Origin of the sequence: Streptomyces sp. NPDC048650 (genome assembly GCF_043199095.1) — a bacterium.
Taxonomy (GTDB): Bacteria; Actinomycetota; Actinomycetes; order Streptomycetales; family Streptomycetaceae; genus Streptomyces.
Genome location: NZ_JBICVM010000009.1, coordinates 245,507 through 267,066, shown reverse-complemented (window position 1 = coordinate 267,066; position 21,560 = coordinate 245,507). Strand labels below are relative to the sequence as shown.

Genomic DNA, 21,560 nt, shown 5'->3' with positions numbered 1-21,560 from the left:
TCGCGAGGAGCTTCGCCGGTCGTCCCCGGGCGGGCCGCAGGAACCTGGGCCGGCTGAGCCGGCCGACGGCCAGCGCTCGCCCGGCGACGTCCCGTACGGCTCCCACGACCGCGAGACAACCCATGAGACGCAGCAGGTGGGCAGGGATAGCATCATGGTCAACGGTGTGAGCCCACTCGCCCCGGGTGAGCTGCTCCCGCGCGTCGTCCACACCGTGACCGTGCAACCCAACGGCCCCAAGTCGAGCGCTGGGCAAGCCGAGAGGAAAGTGGCATGACTGTTGCGACCGGCTTGATCACTCGCGTCGATCTGGACGAGGTGGCCAGCGGCGCTCGACAGATGTCCGTGTCGGCACGGCTTGAGGCCGTCATTGCGGACGGCCGCCGCCTGGTGTTGCTCGACAACCGCGGCTGGAGCTCCTCGCTGCACGGCGGCGGAGTGGACTTGCGGGCGTGGATCTCGGTCGAGGACATCGAGAGTACGGCCCGGGTGGTGGTCGGGCCGGACGAGCCGAGCGACGGCGAGACATATGAACAGCAGGCGGCCGACCACTGGGGCACCCTGGCCGACCTCCTCAGGCGGCACGGTGTGGACGTGGACGCGCAGGAGCTGGAGCGGCTGCCGCATGATGTCGTGCTCAGCCAACGCCTTCGAGCCTGGATTGCGAGACGGACCGGACGCTGACGGCTGTCCCCGGCAGCTCTTGCGGTCCCCGGCGGCTCGTGCGGGGCCCGGCAGCTCGTGCGGTGCCCGGCGGCCGGGGAGGGCGGGGCCCGGCGCCACGCACTGCCGCACCGCCATGAGCCCCGAACGGAGTTCCGCGTCAGCCCCGGCCGAGGACGCAGAACTCGTTGCCCGCCGGGTCGGCCAGGACGACCCAGGAGACATCACCCTGCCCCACGTCGGCCGGTGTCGCGCCGAGACCTTCGAGCCGGGCGACCTCCCTCGCCTGATCCTCGACGGGGTCGGACATCACGTCGAGATGGACGCGGTTCCATACGACCTCGTCGTCGGGCGTGCGGCGGAACTCCAGGTACGGCCCGACGCCCTTGACGGAGCGCAGCAGGGCGCGGTCGTCGGTCAGCTCGTGGACGGTCCAGTCGATCGCCTCGCCCCAGAACCGGACCATGGCCCGTGGGTCGGCGCAGGCGACGACCACGGCGGCTATCGGCCCGCTGTCCCGGTAGAGCTCCCGGGGCTCCAGGACACTGAACACGTTGCCTTCCGGGTCGGCCATCACCGTCCACGGCACGTCGCCCCGACCCACATCGGCGGGCGTCGCCCCGAGCTCCTTCAGACGTGCGACCATCTCCGCCTGATGGGCGTCGGAGGTGGTCGCAAGCTCGAGGTGCACGCGGCACTTCACCGTCTCCGGGTCCGGGACGCGGACGAGATCGATGCAGACGGCGGACGGGTCCGGCCAGTCGAAGCCCACGGGTTCCAGGTTGGTGACGCCGGGCCCTTCACTGGAAACACCCCAACCGAGCACCTCCGCCCAGAACTGGCCGAGCGCCGAGTCGTCCCTGGCCTTGAAGTTCAACTGAACAAGTTGCAGCGTCATGCCGCATACCATAAGTGCCCCCCATCGGGCAGGCATGCGAATGCAATCGAGGAGCGCCTCGCGGATGTCGTCCCGGTGTCCCAGCGCATCCGCAGGCGCCGGAAGCCGTGGATCCAGGCGTTCGTCCGCCCGACCACCCACCGCACGGTCCCGGGCCCGGAGCCGTGCGGCGCACCACGGCGGGCGATCACCGGGTGCCGGTGCCCAGCGGCTTGATGCCCCGCTTCCAGCGGGCGGCGGTACGTGTCGACGTCGTGGCCGCGGTCGACGAACAGCCGCCGGGGCCGGTGGCGTGCCCGCCCCGTTCTGCCGCGGATGCGCGGGATGGCGTCCTCGAAGCTCTTCTCGCAGCACCATCGGCTGACGATCGGTCAGCTGACCTGCGGAATTCGCACTGCAACGACAGCTTCGGTCCGATCTCATGGCGTTTCCCTGCGGCCTCAGGCCCAGGGGGGTCTGCCGCCGGAGGCCCAGCGGGCGAGGCCGCGGCCGTCGACGAGTCGTAGCGCCTTGGGCAGCATGGCGTTGGTGCGCTCGGCGTCCGCTGTGAAGGCGCTGGTGGTGATGATGGCCGCGCCGACGCAGTGGTGGATGTCCCGGTACGTGCCGTTGATCTTCATGACCTCTTCGGAGCCGACGCGGCCCTTCCAGCGTTTGCACTGGAGGAGGTAGCGGTCGCCGTTGTGGAGGTGGACGAGGACGTCGAGGCCACGGTCGTTCTTGCCGCCGGAGACCTCGGTTCTGCGGACGGCGGGGTCGCGGCGGGCGAGGTCTGCCATGGCGTGTTCGAACTCGGTGTAGCCCATGTTCTGGTAGGCGGCGATGGTGTGGGTGACGTCCCGGCAGGCCCCGGCCCCCGCTGCGCCGGCCAGGCCCGCGGGGAGGCGGAGCCGGCCGGTGCGGGCGAGGTGGATGGTCAGGGCCGCGGCGGTGGCGAGGACGATGACGATGGTGCTGGTGACGGGATAGGCGCTCACGGCCGCGATGACGAAGGCCCCGACGAGAAGGGCCACAAACGCCTGAGCTTCGCGTGCACGACGCCGGGCGGCTTTGCCGCGGGGCCGGCGCTTCGGGCGGGTCGGGCGTCGGGCGGCGGCGGAGCGTCGGGTGGCGGCGGAGCGTCGGCGTGCGGGTGTGGCCATGCGGTTCCCCCGGAGATGCGGTCTGGTCTGCTCAGTGTTGTGCGGTGACCGGCCCGCGGTGGGCGGACCCGGTGACGTTGGCTGGTTGTGCTCCGTGGTTGGCGTTGCGGCCGATCACTCGTCCGTGTCCGTGTCCGGTGCGGAGGCGGGGACCGATGCCGTGCATGCCGCGGACGGTCCTGCCACGTTCGGCCTGCCGTTCGTGGCGCGCCCTGGGGAGGCGCTGAAGCCGTCCCAGGGCCTGAACGGAACGCCGCTGTCCGATCTGACGGAGGATGCGACGTTCAGCACCCGATAGCGGCACAGCCCCGACCGAACGGCCGGAATCCCCTACCGGCCGGCCTGGGAGACTCCGTGCACGAGCTGGGTGAGGACGTTCAGGATGCCTTCGCCGACGGGTGTGGGGGCGAGGACGACACCCAGGGCCAGCACGATGACGACGGTCAACTTCTCGTCCCGGCGGCTGCGGGATTGGGTGCGTCGACGGAGTCGGAGGACGACGATGATGAGGAGAAATACGGCAACGTTGATCGTCAGCACCCGAGCGGTCCCCCACGGTGACAACAGCAGTTGAGGGCCACTGTGGCGGAGGCGGGGTTGCGTTGGGGCCGGAGTGGAACGGATTGGCGGACTCACATCGGTCTGGCCTGATCGACGGCCTTGCACACTCCTGACCCTCCTGACCGGGAGGATGGCGAAGCGCTCCCCGCACCTGGGCCCGGCCTCACTCGGCCGTGCCTCGTCGGGGCAAGGCGACACTGGCCCGCGTCGGGGCCGTGGAAGCCGCTCACGTACGGACGGACGGAAGGCGCCGAGCCTCTACGGAAGGGCGTCGAATGGTGCGCCGAACACCGGGAGTTGAGGCCCCTGGCCGATGCGGGCGTTCTCGATCTCCTGCATCACGTTGTACGGGCCAGGTCGCATGCGCTGTCCGCGGCCGGTGTCACGGTGCATTGCCGTCGATCCACCGGTGCAATCGCCAGGGCCTCGTCCAGGTGGGCGGGGCGGGCGCGGGAGACGCCGAGGTGTCGGATGAGTACGTCGAGGTGGTCGCGGCCCAGCCGGCGCAGGTTCTCCTCGATCTGGCCGCGCAGTTGGTCGGGCCGCGCCCGGGCGATGCACTCGCCGGACGCATCCCGTGCGGGACCGGCCTTGGTGGCGATGACCAGGTCGTCCGGGTACGTGGCCAGGGCCGAATTGATCAGCTCGTTGGCGGAGCGCAGCCAGGAGAAGTAGAACGCCGCGGTGTCGAAGACTGTGACTGTTCGCCGTTGAGGGCGCAGTCGGGGGCGTGGCCAGGTAGACGTCGAGGTCCACCATCAGAAAGACCTCGACATGCTCCACGCCAACTTCGCCGCGCCCTGTCCGACCACGTTCTGCCGTCCCGATGAACTCGGTCCGGAAGCCGCCGGGCAACGCCTTGAGCCGGATCAGACGGTGACCGAGTGCCGGCACCAGCCGCGTTCACCGATGAGCGGCCAGCACTGCCGCGAGGCCCTCTTGCAGATCTTTGACGAAATACTCGGGAACCTCCAGCGACGGGAAATGTCCCCCGTTTTCGGGCGACCTCCATCGGACGATCTGTCGGTACCGCTCCTGCGCCCAGGGACGCGGACACTTCTCTATGTCGCGGGGATACATACTGATTGCTGACGGGACGTCGACCCGAAGTTCGGGGTCCAGCGAGTTGTGGCTTTCGTAGTAGATGCGGGCCGCCGATGCGCCGGTCCGCGTCAGCCAATACAGGGTGACGTCGTCAAGAACGCGGTCTATGGAAATCGTTTCGAACGGGCTGTCTTCGGTATCCGACCACTCGGCGAACTTGTCAAGGATCCAGGCAAGAAGCCCGACCGGTGAGTCGACGAGCGAGTAGCCGATGGTCTGCGGTCGGGTCGACTGCTGCTTCGCGTACGCCGCGCGGTGGCGCCAGAAATCGCGGGTTTCCTCGGTCCATTTGCGCTCGGCCGCCGTCAGCCCGTCCGTCGTCAACCCGGGCGGCGCCTCCGCGAACGTGGTGTGGATGCCGAGAACGTGCGCCGGGAACCTGCCGCCGAGAACCGTGGTGATATTCCCTCCCCAGTCGCCGCCGTGGGCTGCGAACTTGCTGTAGCCGAGCCTTCCCATCAGTTCCACCCATGCGGCCGCGATCTTCTCGGTTCCCCACCCGGTGGTGGCCGGCTTGTCGCTGTAACCAAAGCCCGGTAGCGACGGAACCACGACGTGGAACGCCGGCGCGTCTGCATCTTTCGGATCTGCCAGCTCGTCCACTACATCGATGAACTCAGCAATGCTGCCTGGCCAGCCGTGCGTCAAGATCAGAGGAGTGGCATCTGCGCGCGCGGATCGGCGGTGCAGGAAGTGGATTCCCAGATCATCGATGATCGTGCGGAACTGGCCGATCCGGTTGAGGCGCGCTTCGAACGACCGCCAGTCGTACCCGGTGCGCCAGTAGTTCACGACATCGACGAGGTCGGCGAGAGGAACGCCCTGTTCCCATCGGCGAGGGTCGGGCCCGGCGCGATGGACCGTCTCAGCCTCCGGCAGCCGCGCCGCGGCCAGTCGCGCGCGCAGATCGTCGAGGTCAGCGTCAGTTGCGTGGGCTTCAAATGCTTGCACGTCGCTGGTTGGACGGGGCATGAGACCTCCTGGCCGTCGCGGAACCGGATGCGGACCATCGCGAACCGGCTTAGACGGTTCTACTATGCCTTCACGTCAGTGTGCAACCAGCTAAGGTGGTTCCATGCGCACTGAGTTCCCTGACTTCCGCCTCGGTAACGTGCTGGCGACCAGCTTCACGGGGACGCTGTCGGAGCGTCATGGCGACGCCGTGGAGCGCATTCCCACGCCGCACCGACTCATCGACTGGCTGGCGGTGTACGGCCTCGCCGTGAACTCCTGCACCACCGCCCAGCTCGACCTCGCTCGGGAACTGAGGGAGTCGATTCACGCCGCCGCCACAGCGGCCGCGGTCCAGGACGCTCTCCCTGCGTCTGCTGTCCACGTCATCAATGACTGCAGCGCTCAGGGTCGGGCCGCAGCGATCCTGACGCCCGAGGGCAAGCGGCGATGGCGGCTCGGCTCGGCTTCCTGCGTGGAAGATGCCCTCAGCGTGATCGCCGCCGACGCGATCAGCATCATCGCAGGCGAACGAGACGGAAAATTGGCCTTGTGCGCATCGCCAACCTGCCAAGCCGCCTTCTTCGACACCAGCCAAAGCCGCACCCGCAAATGGTGCGACATGAACACGTGCGGGAATCGTCAGAAGAAGGCGCGCTTCCATGCCAACCAGGGCAAGAAACCCAGATCAGCGGAGTGATCGTTCCAGGATGGACGTTCTTCCTGCACTGCCCGTCCGAAAGACCTCGACAGGTTCGACGCCATCTTCGCCACGCCCTGTCCGACCAGGTTCTGCCGTCCCGATGAACTCGGTCCGGAAGTCGTCGGGCAACGCCTTGAGCCGGATCAGACGGTGATCGAGTGCCGAGTCGCCGAGCGGGATCCGTGGTGCCGGAAGTGCGGGTCGACTTCTTGCGTACTTCGACCGCCCCGGTACCAGCAACGGCCCGACCGAAGGGACAACGGGCACCTCGAGCACCTCCGCGACTCAGCGGCTCCGCGACTCAGCGGCTCCGCCCTGGGCTTCCGGAACCTGACCCACCACATCGCCAGGAGTTTGCTGGAAACCGGTGGATTCAGATCCCACCTACACCCTCGAAAGCGATGAGCCAGGAATGATGAGCCAGGGATGTCGCAGTGAAGTCGGGAATCCCTGCCCGGCACACCTGGTGGTGATGGGTGACGCGATCGACCGGGAACTCGGCGCCCGCGTCCGCCGGTTCCCGCACACGTCAGCGCGATCCGAGGCTCGACCTCCGTACGACGAGCTCGGGCTGCAGCACCACCCTGCGGTGCTCGTGGGGCTCGTCGCCCGGCTCGGTCTCCTCGAGGAGGAGTTCTGCCGCCATCGCGCCCATGGTGACGGCGGGCTGGCGCACGGAGGTCAGCGGCACGGCGGCGGCCGCCGCGAACTCGATGTCGTCGTAGCCGACGATGGCGATGTCCTCGGGGACACGCACCCCGGCCGCGTACATCGCCTGGAGGACGCCGAGGGCGAGCAGGTCGTTGGCGCAGAACGCGGCAGTGGGCCGCTCGGCGAGGCCGAGGAGGCGGGCGCCCGCGTCGCGACCCGCCGCGACGTCGAGCCGTTCGGTGCTCAGCTCGCGCAGCGCCTCGGGCGGCAGCCCCGCCTCGGCCAGGGCCTGAAGGGCGCCCACGCGGCGGTCCTTGACCTGATTGAGTCCAGGCGGGCCGCTCAGGTACGCGATGCTGCGGTGACCGGCGTCGACGAGATGGCGCACGGCGAGGGCGCCGCCGGCGACGTCGTCGACGGAGACGGAGCACTCCGATGTGCCCTCGGCGACCCGGTCGACGAGGACGAACGGGATGCCGTGCCGTCGCAGGCTCTCGATGTTGCGACCGCTGGCGTCGGCCGGGGTGAGGAGCACGCCCCGCACACGCTGCTCGGCGAAGAGGGAGAGGTACTCGGCCTCCTCTGAAGGGCTCTGCGCGCTGTTGCAGACCATCACGCCGAGCCCGGCGGCGCGCGCGGCGCGCTCGGCGCCACGCGCGACGTCGACGAAGAACGGGTTGCCCATGTCCAGGACGAGCAGACCCATGATGCGGCTGCGTCCGGCGCGCAGCTGGCGTGCCGATTCGCTGCGTACGTAGCCGAGGCGGTCGATGGCGGACAGCACGCGGGACCGTGTGTCGGAGGCGACGGCGTCCGGGCGGTTGATGACGTTCGAGACCGTGCCGACGGACACCCCGGCGGCGCGGGCTACGTCCTTGATACCCACCGACTGGGCCATCGGGCGGGACCTCCATGGGGCGAGGAGCAACGGGAACGGTTCAGATTACCCGCGAATGCGCTGGTGGCGTGTGGGGCCGAGCACGGTGGGGAGAGCCCCGGCGCCGCGGTGACCGGAAGGCCGAAGTCGGCGATGTTCCTCTCGACGGGGGTCCTCCCCACGCCGCACACGGCCGGCTGATCGAGCGGACCGCGCCCTCACTGATCGAGCGGACCGTGCCCTGGCTGTCCGGCCACCGGCGACGCAGCCCTTGAGGCGAACACCGACCCGGCAACCCCTCGGCATTTCTCAGCATTTCCCGGCCTTGCCGCAGCCTTCCCCTACAACTGACGACTCCCCCGCCGCACCCCATGGACACCGTCCGCGAAAGGCCGAGCGCGAAAGGCCAACGGGTTGAGGAGTAGCTGAGTAGCCGAGTAGCCGATGGTGACCATGAAAGGTTTCAAAGCAGAGATCACAGCAGTGTGCACGGAAGCTAGCCCCGCACCAACAGCGGCGTCAATGACATGGACTGGGAATCTTCGAACTCGCCACAGACCCACATCGGCCCTTGACAGGCCACTTTCGCCATCCTAGCTTCCCTCCCTGAAACGATTCATCATCGAGTCGTAGGGAGCCGACCGTGATCAGCAGACGACGAATGCTCAGCACGACCGCCACGGCAGCCCTGGGGACGGCCATCGCCTCCGCCACATCGGGCACCTCACTGGCCTCATCAGCAGCCGGAGCCACCACCGGAGGAGCAGCAGCAGACGCCGCGAAGGCCGTCCGCGTGACCGGGCCGACAGTGGAGTATGCGAGCCACCCGCTGGGCCTCGACGTGCCGCGCCCCAGGCTGAGTTGGCCCATGACGTCCGACGAGCCGGGGCAGGCGCAGAGCGCCTATCGGATACGCGTCGCCAGTTCCGCGGGCCGCCTCGCGAAGCCCGACGTATGGGACAGCGGCAAGGTCATGTCCCGGGATTCCGTCCTGGTGCCGTACGCGGGGCCGGCGCTCACGTCCCGTACCCGCTACTACTGGTCGGTGCGCGTCTGGGACGCCCGGGGCAAGGCCGGCGCATGGAGTGAGCCCTCCTGGTGGGAGACCGGCCTGACGGCCGCGTCCGACTGGTCCGCGAAGTGGATCGCCGCGCCCGCCGCGCTGGTCGGCGCGCCGACGCTGGACGACGCCTCGTGGATCTGGTTCCCGGAGGGCGACCCGGTCACCGAGGCTCCGGTGGGGACCCGCTACTTCCGCGGCCGGGTGGGCATCCCGGAAGGGGTGACCCGAGCGCGCCTGGTCGTGACGGCCGACGACGGCTGCACCACCTATGTGAACGGCACGCGGGTCGCGCACGCCGATGCGGACGGCCCGGCGGAGAACTGGCGCCGCCCCGCCCTCGTCGACGTCACCGCCCAGCTGCGTCCCGGCGTCTCGGTGATCGCCGTATCCGCCACGAACGCCACCGTCAGCCCGGCCGGCCTCCTCGGCGTCCTGGAGCTGACGACGGCGGACGGGGTGCGCTCGTTCGCCACCGACGCCACGTGGAAGGCCACCGACAAGGAGCCCGGCGGGGACTGGCGTGGGCCAGGATTCGACGACGGTTCCTGGCAGCAGGCGAAAGTGATCGCGAAGTGGGGCACGGGCCCCTGGGGAAAGGTGACAACGTTTTCCGCCCCCGCCGCGCAGTTGCGCCAGGAATTCCGCCTGAAGCGCCGGCCGGTCGCGCGGGCGCGCCTCTACTCCACCGCCCTGGGTCTGTACGAAGCCCGGCTCAACGGCGAGCGGGTCGGCGAGGACCGGCTCGCGCCCGGCTGGACGGACTACCGCAAGCGGGTGCAGTACCAGACGTACGACGTGACGGAACTGGTCGGGTCCGGGGCCAACGCGCTCGGCGTGACCGTCGCCGCCGGCTGGTACGCGGGGAACGTCGGCATGTTCGGTCCGCACCAGTACGGCGAACGACCGGCGTTCCTCGCCCAGTTGGAGGTCACGTACACCGACGGCTCGACCGAGCGCGTGCTGTCCGGAACCGATTGGCGGGCCTCGCTCGGCCCCGTCACGAGTGCCGACATCATGTGGGGCGAGGAGTACGACGCCCGCCTGGAGACCGACGGCTGGACGCGCCCGGGATTCGACGACGCCTCCTGGGCCGCAGCCGAAGGCGTCGACAAGGTGAACGCCGCTCTCGTGGCCGAGGCCGGCGGCCCCACCCGCGTGGAGCGCGAACTGACCGCCCGGAAGATGACCGAGCCGAAGCCCGGCGTCCACGTCTACGACCTCGGCCAGAACATGGTCGGTGCGGTCCGTCTCACCGTCTCGGGCACGGCGGGGACGGCCGTACGGCTGCGCCACGCGGAGGTCCTCAACCCGGACGGCACGCTCTACACGACCAACCTCCGCACCGCCCGCGCCACCGACACGTACATCCTCAAGGGCGGCGGCAAGGAGACGTACGAGCCTCGCTTCACCTTCCACGGCTTCCGCTACGTCGAGGTGACGGGCTACCCGGGGAAGCCGCCGCTGAACGCCGTCGTGGGGCGGGTCATCCACACCGACGCACCCCTCACGATGGACTTCTCGACGAACGTGCCGATGCTCGACCAGCTGCACCGCAACATCACCTGGGGCCAGCGCGGCAACTTCGTCTCCATCCCCACCGACACACCCGCACGCGACGAACGGCTGGGCTGGACCGGCGACATCAATGTCTTCGCGCCGACGGCCACGTACAACATGGCGTCGGGGCGCTTCCTCACGAAGTGGCTCGACGACCTCCGTGACGGCCAGGCGGAGGACGGCGCGTTCACCGATGTGGCTCCCTTTGTCGGCACGGTCGGCAAGGGCGTGGCGGGCTGGGGCGATGCCGGCGTGACCGTGCCCTGGGCGCTGTACCAGGCGTACGGCGACACCCGGGTCCTGGAACAGTCCTGGCCCTCGATGGTGAAGTGGCTCGACTACCTGGAGAAGCACAGCAGCGGCTTCCTGCGGCCGGCCGAGGGCTACGGCGACTGGCTCAACATCCAGGACGAGACCCCCAAGGACGTCATCGCCACGGCGTACTTCGCCCATGCCGCCGACCTGGTCGCGCGGGCCGCCGAGGCGCTCGGCAAGGACCCGGCACCGTACACGTCGCTCTTCCACAGCGTGCGGGACGCCTTCCGCACGGCGTACGTCTCCGGCGGCGCCAAGGTGAAGGGCGACACCCAGACCGCGTATGTGCTGGCCCTGTCCATGGACCTGCTCACGGACGCCGACCGAGGCCCCGCGGCCGACCGCCTGGTCGCCCTCATCAAGGCCAAGGACTGGCATCTGTCGACCGGTTTCCTCGGCACCCCGCGCCTGCTGCCCGTGCTCACCCTGACCGGCCACACCGACGTCGCGTACCGGCTGCTCGTCCAGCGGTCGTTCCCCAGCTGGGGTTACCAGATCGACAAGGGCGCGACGACGATGTGGGAGCGCTGGGACTCCATCAAGCCCGACGGCAGCTTCCAGGATGCCGGGATGAACTCCTTCAACCACTACGCGTACGGCTCCGTGGGCGAGTGGATGTACGCGAACATCGCGGGCATCGCGCCGGCCGCACCGGGCTTCCGGAAGATCCTCGTCCGGCCGCGCCCCGGCGGCGGGGTCACCAGGGCGGAAGGCCGCTACGACTCCGTCCACGGCCCGATCGCCACCCGCTGGAAGGCGGACGACGACGGGTTCCATCTCACCCTCACCGTGCCCGCCAACACCACCGCCGAGGTCTGGATCCCCGCCGCCGAGGCCGCCCAAGTCGCGCACGGAACATCGGAGTTCCTCCGGATGGAGGACGGATGTGCCGTCTTCGCGGCGAGCTCCGGCACACACCGGTTCACGCCGGTGCACGAGAGCTGAGGCCGACGCTCGCGGTCGGCCGGTGACCCCGGTCGGCCGGGGTCACCGGCTTTATCCGTTGGCCGTCATCGCGTGCGCGGGGGTCGGGTCACCGCCTGGGCGAGGGCCCGGCCAGGTGGAACACCTCGGTGAGCGGCCTCATCCCCTCATCGGGGCCGCGCCCGTCGAGCTCTTCGAAGAAGCCCGCCATCTCGGCCTGCCAGCGCGCGTCGACGTCGGTGGCCGCCATGGCCGCCTGTGCGGCGGCGAAGTCCTCGGTCTCCAAGTAGCCGACCAGGAGGCCGTCTTCGCGCAGGAAGAGCGAGTAGTTGCGCCACCCGGCCGCGGAGAGCGCATCGAGCATCTCCGGCCATACGTGCGCATGCCGCGTGCGGTACTCCTGGATGCGGTCCCGGCGGACCCTCAGCAGGAAACAGACACGTTCCAAGGGGTTCTCCTCCACGGAAGAATTGAATGCATTCAAGATGGGATGCAGTGGAGTTTCGCGCGGCCCGCAGCGTTCGTCAACTCTGTACGAAATCCCCTTGAATGCCATCAATACCCATGTTTTCCGGCACCGGAGACGTGGCATCGCGAGCGAAGAATTACCGCCAGACATCTTGACCGACCCTCCACCCGTGGGTCAGTTTTGAGTCGTTTCAACCAAGACGAAGGAGTCCCGTGTGACGCCCGTGCAGACCGTGAAGGCCACTGCGGACGCCCCCGACAGCGGCGCCGTGACCAAGCAGCAGTGGAAGTGGACCGCGCTGGCCGGAATGGCCTCCTATCTCGACGCCGGCTCGATCGTCGCGCTCGGCTCGGGCCTCTCCCTGTTCCAGGACAGGATGGGCCTGTCCAGCAACGCCGTCGGCACCCTCACCGCCATCGGGCCGAACGCCCTCGGCGCCGCGATCGGGGCCTTCGTCGGCGGCCGGCTCGGCGACAAGCTGGGGCGTAAGCGGATCTACCAGTACGACCTGCTGGTCTATGCCGCCGCCATCCTCCTCGTCGCGTTCGCGGTCAACCCGGTCATGCTGTTCATCGGCACCTTCCTCGTCGGGCTCGCGGTCGGCGCCGACGTCCCCACCTCGCTCGCCCTGGTCGGTGAGTTCTCACCGGCGCGGGCGCGCGGCAAGCTCATGGGTCTGACCCAGGTCACCTGGAATCTCGGCCCGGTCGTCGTGCTGCTCATGGCCTGGGCGGTGTCCGGGCTCGGCCTGCTCGGCATCCGCCTCGTCTTCCTCCATCTGTTCGTGGTCGCGCTCGTCACCTACGCGCTGCGCCGGGGCATGGCGGAGTCCGCCGTATGGAAGTCCGCGGCGCAATCCGGCCGCGCCGCCAAGGTGAAGGTCCGCGACCTGCTCAGCGGTCCGAACCTGCGGGCCCTGCTCTACACGGGCGGCATCTATCTGTTCTGGAACCTCGCCGCCGGCACGAACGGCATCTTCACTCCGTACATGGTCAAGACCCTCGGCGCGGGCACCCAGGCCACCAGCGTGCTGCTGTCCTGCGCCGGCTTCGCGCTCGCCATCGTGGGCACGATCGCCATCTTCATGCGGCTGTCGGACCGGGGCCACAGGTACCGCAGGGCCATGTGGATCGCCGGGTCCCTGATGCAGATCGCCGCGTACGGGCTCTTCCTGGTGCTGCCGTTCACCCTCTCGACGATCGTCTTCAACGTCATCCTCTGGGGAATCGGCCAGACCATGGCGGGCGAGGGCTTCTACAAGACCGTCAGCCAGGAGCTCTTCCCCACGATGCTGCGCGGCACCGCCCAGGGCATCTCGTTCGGCGTCGCCCGCGTCTTCCTCGGCATCTGGTCCTTCTTCGTGCCGACCCTCGCCAGTACGGGCATCACCACGGTCGCCGCCTTCCTCACCGGCTGCCTGCTCGTCTGCGGCGTGATCGGCCTGTTCATGCCGAACACCACCGGAAAGCCCCTCGACCAGCTCGAAGCCGAGCGGGCCGCGGTCTGAGCCGGGCCGTCCAGTGCCGTTGACACACGCCTCACGCGCCGTTTGGCGTCCAGTATTGAATCGTTTCATAATGATCGTTCACAGGAGAGACATGACCGGGTCCACAGCACACGAGGAGCGGACAGCGGCTGCGAAGGCGGTGCTGAAGCGCCAGGCGATCGAGACGCCGTCCTGGGCGTACGGAAACTCGGGAACACGTTTCAAGGTGTTCGCCCAGGCCGGCGTCCCCCGCACTCCGCAGGAGAAGCTCGACGACGCGGCGAAGGTCCACGAGTTCACCGGCGCCGCGCCGACCGTGGCGCTGCACATCCCGTGGGACCGGGTCGAGGGAGGCCCCGGCGGATACGAGGCACTCGCCGAGTACGCCACCCAGCTCGGCGTCACCGTGGGCACGATCAACTCCAACGTCTTCCAGGACGACGACTACAAGCTCGGCAGCGTCACCAACCCGGACCCGGCGGTGCGGCGCAAGGCCGTCGGCCACCTCCTGGAGTGCGTCGACATCATGGACGCCACCGGGTCGCGCGACCTGAAGCTGTGGTTCTCCGACGGCACCAACTACCCCGGCCAGGACGACATCCGGGCCCGTCAGGACCGGCTCGCCGAGGCACTGCAGACGGTGTACGAGCGGCTCGGCGACGACCAGCGGATGGTGCTGGAGTACAAGTTCTTCGAGCCCGCCTTCTACGCGACCGACGTGCCGGACTGGGGCACGTCGTACGCGCACTGCCTCAAGCTCGGCGAGAAGGCGCAGGTGTGTGTGGACACCGGGCACCACGCACCGGGCACCAACATCGAGTTCATCGTCGCGTTCCTGCTGCGGGAGGGGAAGCTCGGCGCGTTCGACTTCAACTCGCGCTTCTACGCGGACGACGACCTGATGGCCGGCGCGGCCGACCCCTTCCAGCTCTTCCGCATCATGTACGAGGTGCGGCGCGGCGGCGGCCTGGACGCGGAGTCCGGCATCGCGTTCATGCTCGACCAGTGCCACAACATCGAGGCCAAGATCCCGGCGATCATCCGCTCGGTGATGAACGTGCAGGAGGCCACGGCCAAGGTGCTCCTCGTCGACGGAGAGGCCCTGTCGGCCGCCCAGCGCGGAGGCGACGTCCTCGCCGCGAACGCGGTGCTCATGGACGCGTACCACACGGACGTGCGGCCGCTGTTGGCCGAGGTGCGTGAGGAGCTGGGTCTGAACGCCGATCCCGTCGCCGCCTACCACGCCTCCGGCTGGGCGGAGCGCATCGCCGCCGAGCGCATCGGCGGACAGCAGGCCGGCTGGGGGGCGTAGGGCCTCTCCCTCGGATCAGGCCGGGCAGCCCGGCAACAGGCCGCGGCCGGTACCGGGCTGATCGCGCAGTTCCCCGTGCCCCTCTGGGGCACGTGTCGTACCCACTTCTTGTGAAGGACTGAGAACACCATGGCACCCCATCCCGAAGCCGCCGCCCTGCTGGCCCGCTCGCAACGCCTCGGCGCCGATCCGCGCAACACCAACTACGCGGGCGGCAACACGTCGGCGAAGGGCACCGCGGCCGACCCGGTGACCGGCGGCGATGTCGAGCTGATGTGGGTCAAGGGCTCGGGCGGCGACCTGGGTACCCTCACCGCCGACGGGCTCGCCGTCCTGCGCCTCGACCGGCTGCGCGCGCTGAAGGACGTGTACCCGGGTGTGGAACGTGAGGACGAGATGGTCGCCGCGTTCGACTTCTGTCTGCACGGCAAGGGCGGCGCGGAGCCGTCCATCGACACGGCGATGCACGGCCTCGTGGACGCGGCACACGTGGACCATCTGCACCCCGACTCGGGGATCGCCCTGGCCTGCGCCGCGGACGGCGAGAAGCTGACCGCCGCATGCTTCGGCGACAGCGTGGTGTGGGTGCCGTGGCGGCGTCCGGGCTTCCGGCTCGGCCTCGACATCGCGGCCGTGAAGGAGGCCAACCCGCAGGCGATCGGCTGCATCCTGGGCGGGCACGGCATCACGGCGTGGGGTGCCACCGCCGAGGAGTGCGAGCAGCGCTCGCTGCACATCATCCGCACCGCGGAGGCGTTCCTCGCCGAGCACGGGAAGGTGGCGCCCTTCGGTCCCGTGATCGAGGGATACGCGGGGCTCGGCGCGGCCGAGCGCAGGGAGCGCGCCGCCGCCCTGGCCCCGCTGATCAGGGGTATCGCCTCGCAGGACCGCCCCCAGGTCGGACACTTCGACGACTCCGGGGCCGTCCTCGACTTCCTGGCGTCCGCCGAACACCCGCGCCTCGCCGCGCTCGGCACCTCCTGCCCCGACCACTTCCTCCGGACGAAGGTCCGGCCGCTGGTCCTGGACCTCCCGCCCTCCGCGCCACTGGACGCCGTGGCCGCCCGCCTCAAGGAGCTGCACGCCGAGTACCGCGAGGAGTACGCCGCCTACTACGCGCGGCACGCCGACGCGAACTCGCCGACGATGCGCGGCGCCGACCCGGCGATCGTGCTCATCCCCGGTGTCGGCATGTTCAGCTTCGGCAAGGACAAGCAGACGGCCCGGGTCGCGGGCGAGTTCTACCTCAACGCGATCAACGTGATGCGCGGCGCCGAGGCGGTGTCGTCGTACGCGCCGATCGAGGAGTCGGAGAAGTTCCGCATCGAGTACTGGGCGCTGGAGGAGGCCAAGCTGCGGCGCATGCCGAAGCCCCGGGCTCTGGCGGCCCGCGTCGCCCTGGTCACGGGCGCGGGCAGCGGCATCGGCCGGGCGATCGCTCACCGCCTCGTGGTGGAGGGCGCGTGTGTGGTGGTGGCGGACCTGAACGGCGACCACGCCGCCGCGGTGGCCGAACAGTTGGGCGGGCCGGACAGGGCGGTCGCGGTCACGGTGGATGTGACGTCGGAGGAGCAGATCGCCGCGGCGTTCGCGGCGGCCGTCCTGGCGTTCGGCGGGGTCGACCTGGTGGTGAACAACGCCGGCATCTCGATCTCCAAGCCGCTGCTGGAGACGACGGCCGGGGACTGGGACCTCCAGCACGACATCATGGCCCGCGGTTCCTTCCTCGTGTCCCGGGAGGCCGCCCGTGTGATGGCGGAGCAGGGCTTCGGCGGCGACATCGTCTACGTCGCGTCCAAGAACGCCGTGTTCGCCGGGCCGAACAACATCGCGTACTCCGCCACGAAGGCCGACCAGGCGCACCAAGTGCGGCTGTTGGCAGCCGAGTTGGGCCCGTCCGGTATCCGGGTCAACGGCGTCAATCCCGACGGTGTCGTCCGCGGTTCCGGCATCTTCGCCGGGGGCTGGGGCGCGGAACGGGCCGCCGTCTACGGGGTGGAGGAGGAGAAGCTCGGCGAGTTCTACGCCCAGCGGACGCTGCTCAAGCGGGAAGTGCTGCCCGAGCATGTGGCCAATGCGGTGTTCGCGCTCACCGGCGGGGACCTCAGCCACACGACGGGTCTGCACATTCCGGTGGACGCGGGCGTCGCGGCGGCGTTCCTGCGCTGAGGCGGGGGACGACGGGCCGGGGGGGGCCGGCACGGGCCGCGCCGGACCGGCCTCCTCCCCGCATCACCCGCCGCGACGCACCCGCACCGAACCACCAAGCATCAGAAAGCGGAGCCCGACGGTCCCGGGCCGTACCGGCCGTACCGCTCCCCCACCCTCCGATCCACGAGGTCCGACGTGCCACCCACCGAACCCCTCCCCTTTGCCGCCGTCGACCTCGGCGCGTCCAGCGGCCGCGTCATGGTCGGGCACGCGTCCGACCGGGACGGCGGCACGCTCCGTCTGCAGGAGGTCCACCGCTTCCCCAACCACCCGGTGCGAAAGGCCGGCACCCTGCACTGGGACATTCATACGCTCCACCGGGGGGTGCTGGACGGGCTGCGCGCCGCCGGCCGCAGCGCGGGCCGGGCGCCGGCGAGCGTCGGTATCGACACCTGGGCGGTGGACTACGGGCTCCTCGACGCGGCGGGCACGCTGCTCGAAACCCCGGTGCACTACCGCGACTCCCGCACCGAGGGCGCGGCGGAGAGGGTCGCCGCGGTGCTGTCGCCCCGGGAGCTCTACGCCACGACCGGCCTCCAGCACCTGCCGTTCAACACGATCTACCAGCTCACCGCGGCACAGGGCTCCCCCGCACTCGCGGCCGCGCACCGGCTGCTGATGATCCCCGATCTCCTCTCGTACTGGCTGACCGGCGAAGCCGGGACCGAGCTCACCAACGCCTCCACCACGCAGCTGATCGATCCCCGGACCGGCGACTGGGCCCGGTCCGTCGCCGCGCCGCTCGGCATCGACCTCGACCTGTTCGCGCCCCTGCGTCGGCCGGGCGATCCGGCCGGGCAGCTGCTTCCCGACGCCCTCGCGCAGACCGCACTCGCGGGGCCGGTGCCCGTGACCGCGGTCGGCTCCCACGACACCGCCTCCGCGGTGGTGGCGGTCCCTGCCCGAAACGGGCGGTTCGCCTACATCGCCACCGGCACCTGGTCCCTGGCGGGGCTCGAACTGGACGCGCCGGTGCTCACGGAGGAGAGCCGTCGGGCGAACTTCACCAACGAGCTGGGCGTCGACGGCACCGTCCGCTATCTGCGCAACGTCATGGGTCTGTGGCTGCTCCAGGAGTGCCTGCGCGACTGGCAGGCCGAGGGCCGTCCGCAGGAACTCTCCGCCCTCATCGACCGGGCGGCCCGCGAGCCGCTGCTCCGCTGCGTCGTCGACGCGGGAGACCCGGAGTTCCTCGCGCCCGGACGCATGCCGCAGCGCATCGCCGACGCCTGCCGCCGTACGGGGCAGCCCGTCCCCGACACGCCGGCCGAGGTCACCCGCTGTGTCCTCGACTCGCTGGCGCTCGCCCACCGTCGAGCCATCGAGGATGCCCGGCGCCTGTCGGGCCGGGACGTGGACACCGTCCACATCGTGGGTGGCGGCGCACACAACGCGCTGCTGTGCCAACTCACCGCGGATGCCTGCGGTCTGCCGGTCGTCGCGGGCCCCACCGAGGCGGCCGCCCTGGGCAACGTACTCGTCCAGGCCCGCGCCGCAGGCACCGTCCACGGTGAACTCGCCGACCTGCGCGCCCTGTTGCGCAGTGCCGTGCCGCTGCGGCGATTCGCACCCGCCGACGGACGCGCCGCCTGGGACCGGGCCGTAGCCCGGATCTCGCACACCCCGCAGCCCCACGGGACAGCGGAGGAGGCAGCATGCGCGTAGCACTCTTCGTGACGTGTGTGAACGACACGCTGTATCCCGGAACCGGGCGGGCCGTCGTCACCCTTCTCGAACGGCTCGGCGTGCAGGTCGACTTCCCCGCCACCCAGACCTGCTGCGGTCAGCCCCAGTTCAACACGGGATACCGACGTGAGACCGAGCCGCTGGTGCGGCGCCATGCGGCGGCGTTCGAGAAGTACGACTACGTGGTCACCCCGTCCGGTTCGTGCGCCGCCATGGTCCGCGACAACTATCCGCGCATCGGGGCGAAGGCACGGGCCGAGGGACGGGGAGCGGAGCTGGCTTCCGCGGCGGCGAGCGCCGTCCCCAAGACGTACGAACTGACCGAGTTCCTGGTGGACGTCCTCGGTGTGACGGACGTCGGCGCGTACTTCCCGCACACCGTCACCTATCACCCCACCTGCCACGGGCTGCGCATGCTCGGCCTCGGCAGGCGTCCGCTGGCGCTGTTGTCGCAGGTCACGGGCCTGGAACTGCGGGAGTTGACGGGCGCCGAGGAGTGCTGTGGCTTCGGCGGCACCTTCGCCGTCAAGAACGCCGCGGTCTCCGCCGCGATGGGCGCGGACAAGGCAGGCCACATCGAGGAGACGGGGGCCTCGGCGGTCTGCACGGTCGACAATTCCTGTCTGCTGCACATCGGCGGCACACTCGCACGGCGCGGCTCCCCTGTCCGGCCGGTCCACATCGCGGAGATTCTCGCCGCCACCAAAGACTCCCCCTACCGAATGGCCACCCGATGAGCGGCACCTACCTCGGCATGCCCGCCTTCCCGAAGGCAGCGGCGGAATCGACGCAGGACGCGTCGCTGCGCGGCAATCTGCGGCATGCGACCCACACCATCCGCGACAAGCGGGCCACGGCGGTTGCGGAGCTGGACGACTGGGCGCAGCTACGGGACGCGGGCGCCGCGATCAAGAACCGCACCCTGCGCCATCTCGACCACTACCTCGAACAGGCCGAGGCGGCCGTGACGGCGGCCGGTGGTCATGTCCACTGGGCGGCCGACGCGGACGAGGCCCACCACATCGTCACCGAGCTGGTACGGATGACGGGTGAGAGCGAGGTCGTCAAGGTCAAGTCCATGGCCACGCAGGAGATCGGTCTCAACCAGGCACTGGAGGATGCCGGCATCCTCGCGTACGAAACGGACCTCGCCGAACTGATCGTCCAGCTCGGCGACGACCTCCCCTCGCACCTCCTCGTCCCGGCCATCCACCGCAACCGCACCGAGATCCGGGACATCTTCCGACGCGAGATGAAGCAGTGGGGACGGGCGGCTCCGGACGGCCTCACCGACGCCCCCCGCGCCCTGGCCGAGGCCGCCAGGCTGCATCTGCGGGAGAAGTTCCTGCGCGCCGAGGTGGGCATCTCGGGTGCGAACTTCGTGGTCGCCGAGACCGGCACCCTCGTTGTCGTCGAGTCCGAGGGCAACGGCCGGATGTGCCTGACCCTGCCGGAGACCCTGATCTCCGTCGTCGGCATCGAGAAGCTGGTGCCGACCTGGCAGGACCTGGAGGTCTTCCTTCAGACGTTGCCGCGGTCGTCCACCGCGGAGCGGATGAACCCGTACACCTCCACCTGGACCGGTACGACGGACGACGACGGCCCGCGGACCTTCCATCTCGTCCTCCTCGACAACGGCCGCACCGACACCCTCGCCGACGAGGTCGGCCGCCAGGCGCTGCGCTGCATCCGCTGCTCGGCCTGCCTCAATGTGTGCCCGGTGTACGAACGGGCGGGCGGCCACGCGTACGGCTCCGCGTATCCCGGCCCGATCGGCGCCATCCTCACCCCGCAGCTGCGGGGTACGGCCACCGAACTCGACGCCTCGCTGCCCTACGCGTCCTCGCTGTGCGGCGCCTGCTACGAGGTGTGCCCGGTCGCCATCGACATTCCCGAGGTCCTCGTCCACCTCCGCGAACGCGTCGTGCAGGGTGGCGAGGCGACGATCCGCGGCGAGCGGCGGACCCTCAAGCCCGCCAAGGGCCACGCCGCCGAACGCGCGGCCATGCGTGCCGCCCGCTGGGCCCTGGACCGTCCGGCGGCTCTCGCCACCGGGCAGCGCCTCGCGGCCCGCACCCGCCGCCTCCACCCGAAGCGGCTCCCCGGCCCCGGCCGTGCCTGGACGGACACCCGCGACATACCCGCCGTTCCCGCCGAGTCCTTCCGCGACTGGTGGCGCCGTACCCGCCCGGAAGGAGACCCGAAGTGAGCAGCCGGGAGACGGTGTTGGGACGGGTACGCCGCGCCCTGCGCGACGTACCGGGGAGCGAGCGGCCGCAGGACGTCGCCGTGCCCCGTGACTACCTGCGGGTGCACGGGAGCCGGACCTCCGCGCAGACGGTCGATCTGCTCGCGGAGAACCTGGCCGACTACCGTGCGCTCGTACACCGCTGCCGCGACGAGCGGGCGCTGCCCGCACTGGTCGCCGGGCTGCTCACGGCGCGTGGCACCGAGCGCGTCCTCGTACCCGACGGACTGCCCACCGCGTGGACGGCGGACATCGCCGCGGAGATCCTCCGCGATGACCGGGCGTCCTCCACACAGGAACTGGACGCCGTGCACAGCGTGGTGACGGGGTGTGCGGTGGCCATCGCCGAAAGCGGCACGATCGTGCTCGACGCGGGGCCCGGCCAGGGGCGGCGCCGGATCACGCTCGTTCCCGACCACCACATCTGCGTGGTGCGGACGGCGGACCAGGTCGTCGGTTCGGTGGTCGAGGGCCTGGAGCGGCTCGACGCGACCAGCCCGCAGACCTGGATCTCCGGCCCCTCCGCGACGAGCGATATCGAACTCGACCGGGTGGAGGGCGTGCACGGGCCGCGCACCCTTGAGGTGGTCCTCCTCGGGGGCTGAAGGTGGGACCCCGGTGGCCACGTGCCACTGGACGTCACCCATGCCGTCAAGCACGGCACCCACGCCCGTCGACACCCGGCAGCAGGGGCGTCATCCTGCCGCGCCGCACCCGTCGACGCACCATGACCCACCAC

Annotated in this window: 16 protein-coding genes and 3 pseudogenes; 11 read left to right on the top strand and 8 right to left on the bottom strand. The window is 70.1% G+C overall.

The window, feature by feature from the left end; genetic code table 11:
• Positions 1 to 273: 273 nt before the first annotated feature.
• On the top strand, positions 274 to 684 hold the full coding sequence (locus ACGFML_RS25805) for a hypothetical protein (RefSeq protein ID WP_393547465.1): 411 nt from the start codon (positions 274 to 276) through the stop codon (positions 682 to 684).
• Positions 685 to 823: 139 nt separating this feature from the next.
• Here the strand turns inward: ACGFML_RS25805 and ACGFML_RS25800 are convergent, their stop codons facing one another.
• The 6 genes and pseudogenes from ACGFML_RS25800 to ACGFML_RS25775 all read right to left on the bottom strand — a co-directional run bounded on the left by ACGFML_RS25800 (position 824) and on the right by ACGFML_RS25775 (position 5,340).
• Entirely contained in the window at positions 824 to 1,561 is a 738-nt protein-coding gene (locus tag ACGFML_RS25800) for a VOC family protein (RefSeq protein WP_393547463.1), read from the bottom strand.
• Positions 1,562 to 1,638: 77 nt separating this feature from the next.
• Positions 1,639 to 1,893, bottom strand: a pseudogene (locus ACGFML_RS25795) (IS5/IS1182 family transposase); the annotation flags it as partial.
• A 108-nt stretch (positions 1,894 to 2,001) separates the two neighbouring features.
• Positions 2,002 to 2,538, bottom strand: coding sequence for a restriction endonuclease (locus ACGFML_RS25790; protein ID WP_393547461.1), 537 nt, complete (start codon positions 2,536 to 2,538; stop codon positions 2,002 to 2,004).
• Positions 2,539 to 3,033: 495 nt separating this feature from the next.
• Positions 3,034 to 3,243, bottom strand: coding sequence for a hypothetical protein (locus tag ACGFML_RS25785; protein ID WP_393547459.1), 210 nt, complete (start codon positions 3,241 to 3,243; stop codon positions 3,034 to 3,036).
• Between the two features lie 425 nt (positions 3,244 to 3,668).
• Positions 3,669 to 3,965 (bottom strand): annotated as a pseudogene (locus ACGFML_RS25780) (aldo/keto reductase); the annotation flags it as partial.
• Between the two features lie 202 nt (positions 3,966 to 4,167).
• Positions 4,168 to 5,340 carry an epoxide hydrolase family protein gene (locus ACGFML_RS25775; RefSeq protein ID WP_393547457.1) on the bottom strand — a complete coding sequence of 391 codons (1,173 nt, stop codon included), beginning with the start codon at positions 5,338 to 5,340 and terminating at the stop codon, positions 4,168 to 4,170.
• A 103-nt stretch (positions 5,341 to 5,443) separates the two neighbouring features.
• On the opposite strand from ACGFML_RS25775, the gene ACGFML_RS25770 reads away from it, so the two are divergent.
• Together ACGFML_RS25770 and ACGFML_RS25765 are read left to right on the top strand one after the other, a co-directional pair.
• Positions 5,444 to 6,019, top strand: coding sequence for a CGNR zinc finger domain-containing protein (locus ACGFML_RS25770; RefSeq protein WP_393547455.1), 576 nt, complete (start codon positions 5,444 to 5,446; stop codon positions 6,017 to 6,019).
• A 199-nt stretch (positions 6,020 to 6,218) separates the two neighbouring features.
• Positions 6,219 to 6,427: pseudogene (locus ACGFML_RS25765) on the top strand (hypothetical protein); the annotation flags it as partial.
• Positions 6,428 to 6,551: 124 nt separating this feature from the next.
• On the opposite strand, the gene ACGFML_RS25760 reads toward ACGFML_RS25765, so the two are convergent.
• Positions 6,552 to 7,571, bottom strand: a complete 1,020-nt coding sequence (locus ACGFML_RS25760; protein ID WP_393547453.1) for a LacI family DNA-binding transcriptional regulator — start codon at positions 7,569 to 7,571, stop codon at positions 6,552 to 6,554.
• Positions 7,572 to 8,193: 622 nt separating this feature from the next.
• Between ACGFML_RS25760 and ACGFML_RS25755 the strand changes: the two genes are divergently transcribed.
• On the top strand, positions 8,194 to 11,430 hold the full coding sequence (locus ACGFML_RS25755) for an alpha-L-rhamnosidase (protein WP_393547451.1): 3,237 nt from the start codon (positions 8,194 to 8,196) through the stop codon (positions 11,428 to 11,430).
• A gap of 88 nt (positions 11,431 to 11,518) precedes the next feature.
• On the opposite strand, the gene ACGFML_RS25750 is transcribed toward ACGFML_RS25755, so the two are convergent.
• On the bottom strand, positions 11,519 to 11,857 hold the full coding sequence (locus tag ACGFML_RS25750; protein ID WP_393547450.1) for an L-rhamnose mutarotase: 339 nt from the start codon (positions 11,855 to 11,857) through the stop codon (positions 11,519 to 11,521).
• A 235-nt stretch (positions 11,858 to 12,092) separates the two neighbouring features.
• On the opposite strand from ACGFML_RS25750, the gene ACGFML_RS25745 reads away from it, so the two are divergent.
• From ACGFML_RS25745 to ACGFML_RS25715, 7 genes are all read left to right on the top strand, one after another.
• The gene (locus ACGFML_RS25745; protein ID WP_393547448.1) at positions 12,093 to 13,385 is read left to right on the top strand and encodes an MFS transporter; all 1,293 of its coding nucleotides are present in this window, start codon (positions 12,093 to 12,095) and stop codon (positions 13,383 to 13,385) included.
• 91 nt (positions 13,386 to 13,476) lie between these two features.
• Positions 13,477 to 14,676 (top strand): L-rhamnose isomerase, encoded by a 1,200-nt coding sequence (gene rhaI, locus ACGFML_RS25740; protein WP_393547446.1) that lies wholly within the window; start codon positions 13,477 to 13,479, stop codon positions 14,674 to 14,676.
• A 129-nt stretch (positions 14,677 to 14,805) separates the two neighbouring features.
• Complete coding sequence (locus ACGFML_RS25735) at positions 14,806 to 16,845, top strand: bifunctional aldolase/short-chain dehydrogenase (protein WP_393547444.1); 2,040 nt, start codon at positions 14,806 to 14,808, stop codon at positions 16,843 to 16,845.
• Between the two features lie 240 nt (positions 16,846 to 17,085).
• Positions 17,086 to 18,552, top strand: a complete 1,467-nt coding sequence (locus ACGFML_RS25730) for a rhamnulokinase family protein (RefSeq protein WP_393547539.1) — start codon at positions 17,086 to 17,088, stop codon at positions 18,550 to 18,552.
• Positions 18,543 to 19,310, top strand: a complete 768-nt coding sequence (locus ACGFML_RS25725) for a (Fe-S)-binding protein (RefSeq protein WP_393547442.1) — start codon at positions 18,543 to 18,545, stop codon at positions 19,308 to 19,310. Before ACGFML_RS25730 ends, ACGFML_RS25725 begins: the two co-directional genes overlap by 10 nt.
• On the top strand, positions 19,307 to 20,782 hold the full coding sequence (locus ACGFML_RS25720; protein ID WP_393547440.1) for a lactate utilization protein B: 1,476 nt from the start codon (positions 19,307 to 19,309) through the stop codon (positions 20,780 to 20,782). Before ACGFML_RS25725 ends, ACGFML_RS25720 begins: the two co-directional genes overlap by 4 nt.
• On the top strand, positions 20,779 to 21,426 hold the full coding sequence (locus ACGFML_RS25715) for a lactate utilization protein C (protein ID WP_393547439.1): 648 nt from the start codon (positions 20,779 to 20,781) through the stop codon (positions 21,424 to 21,426). Before ACGFML_RS25720 ends, ACGFML_RS25715 begins: the two co-directional genes overlap by 4 nt.
• The last annotated feature ends 134 nt before the right edge of the window (positions 21,427 to 21,560 follow it).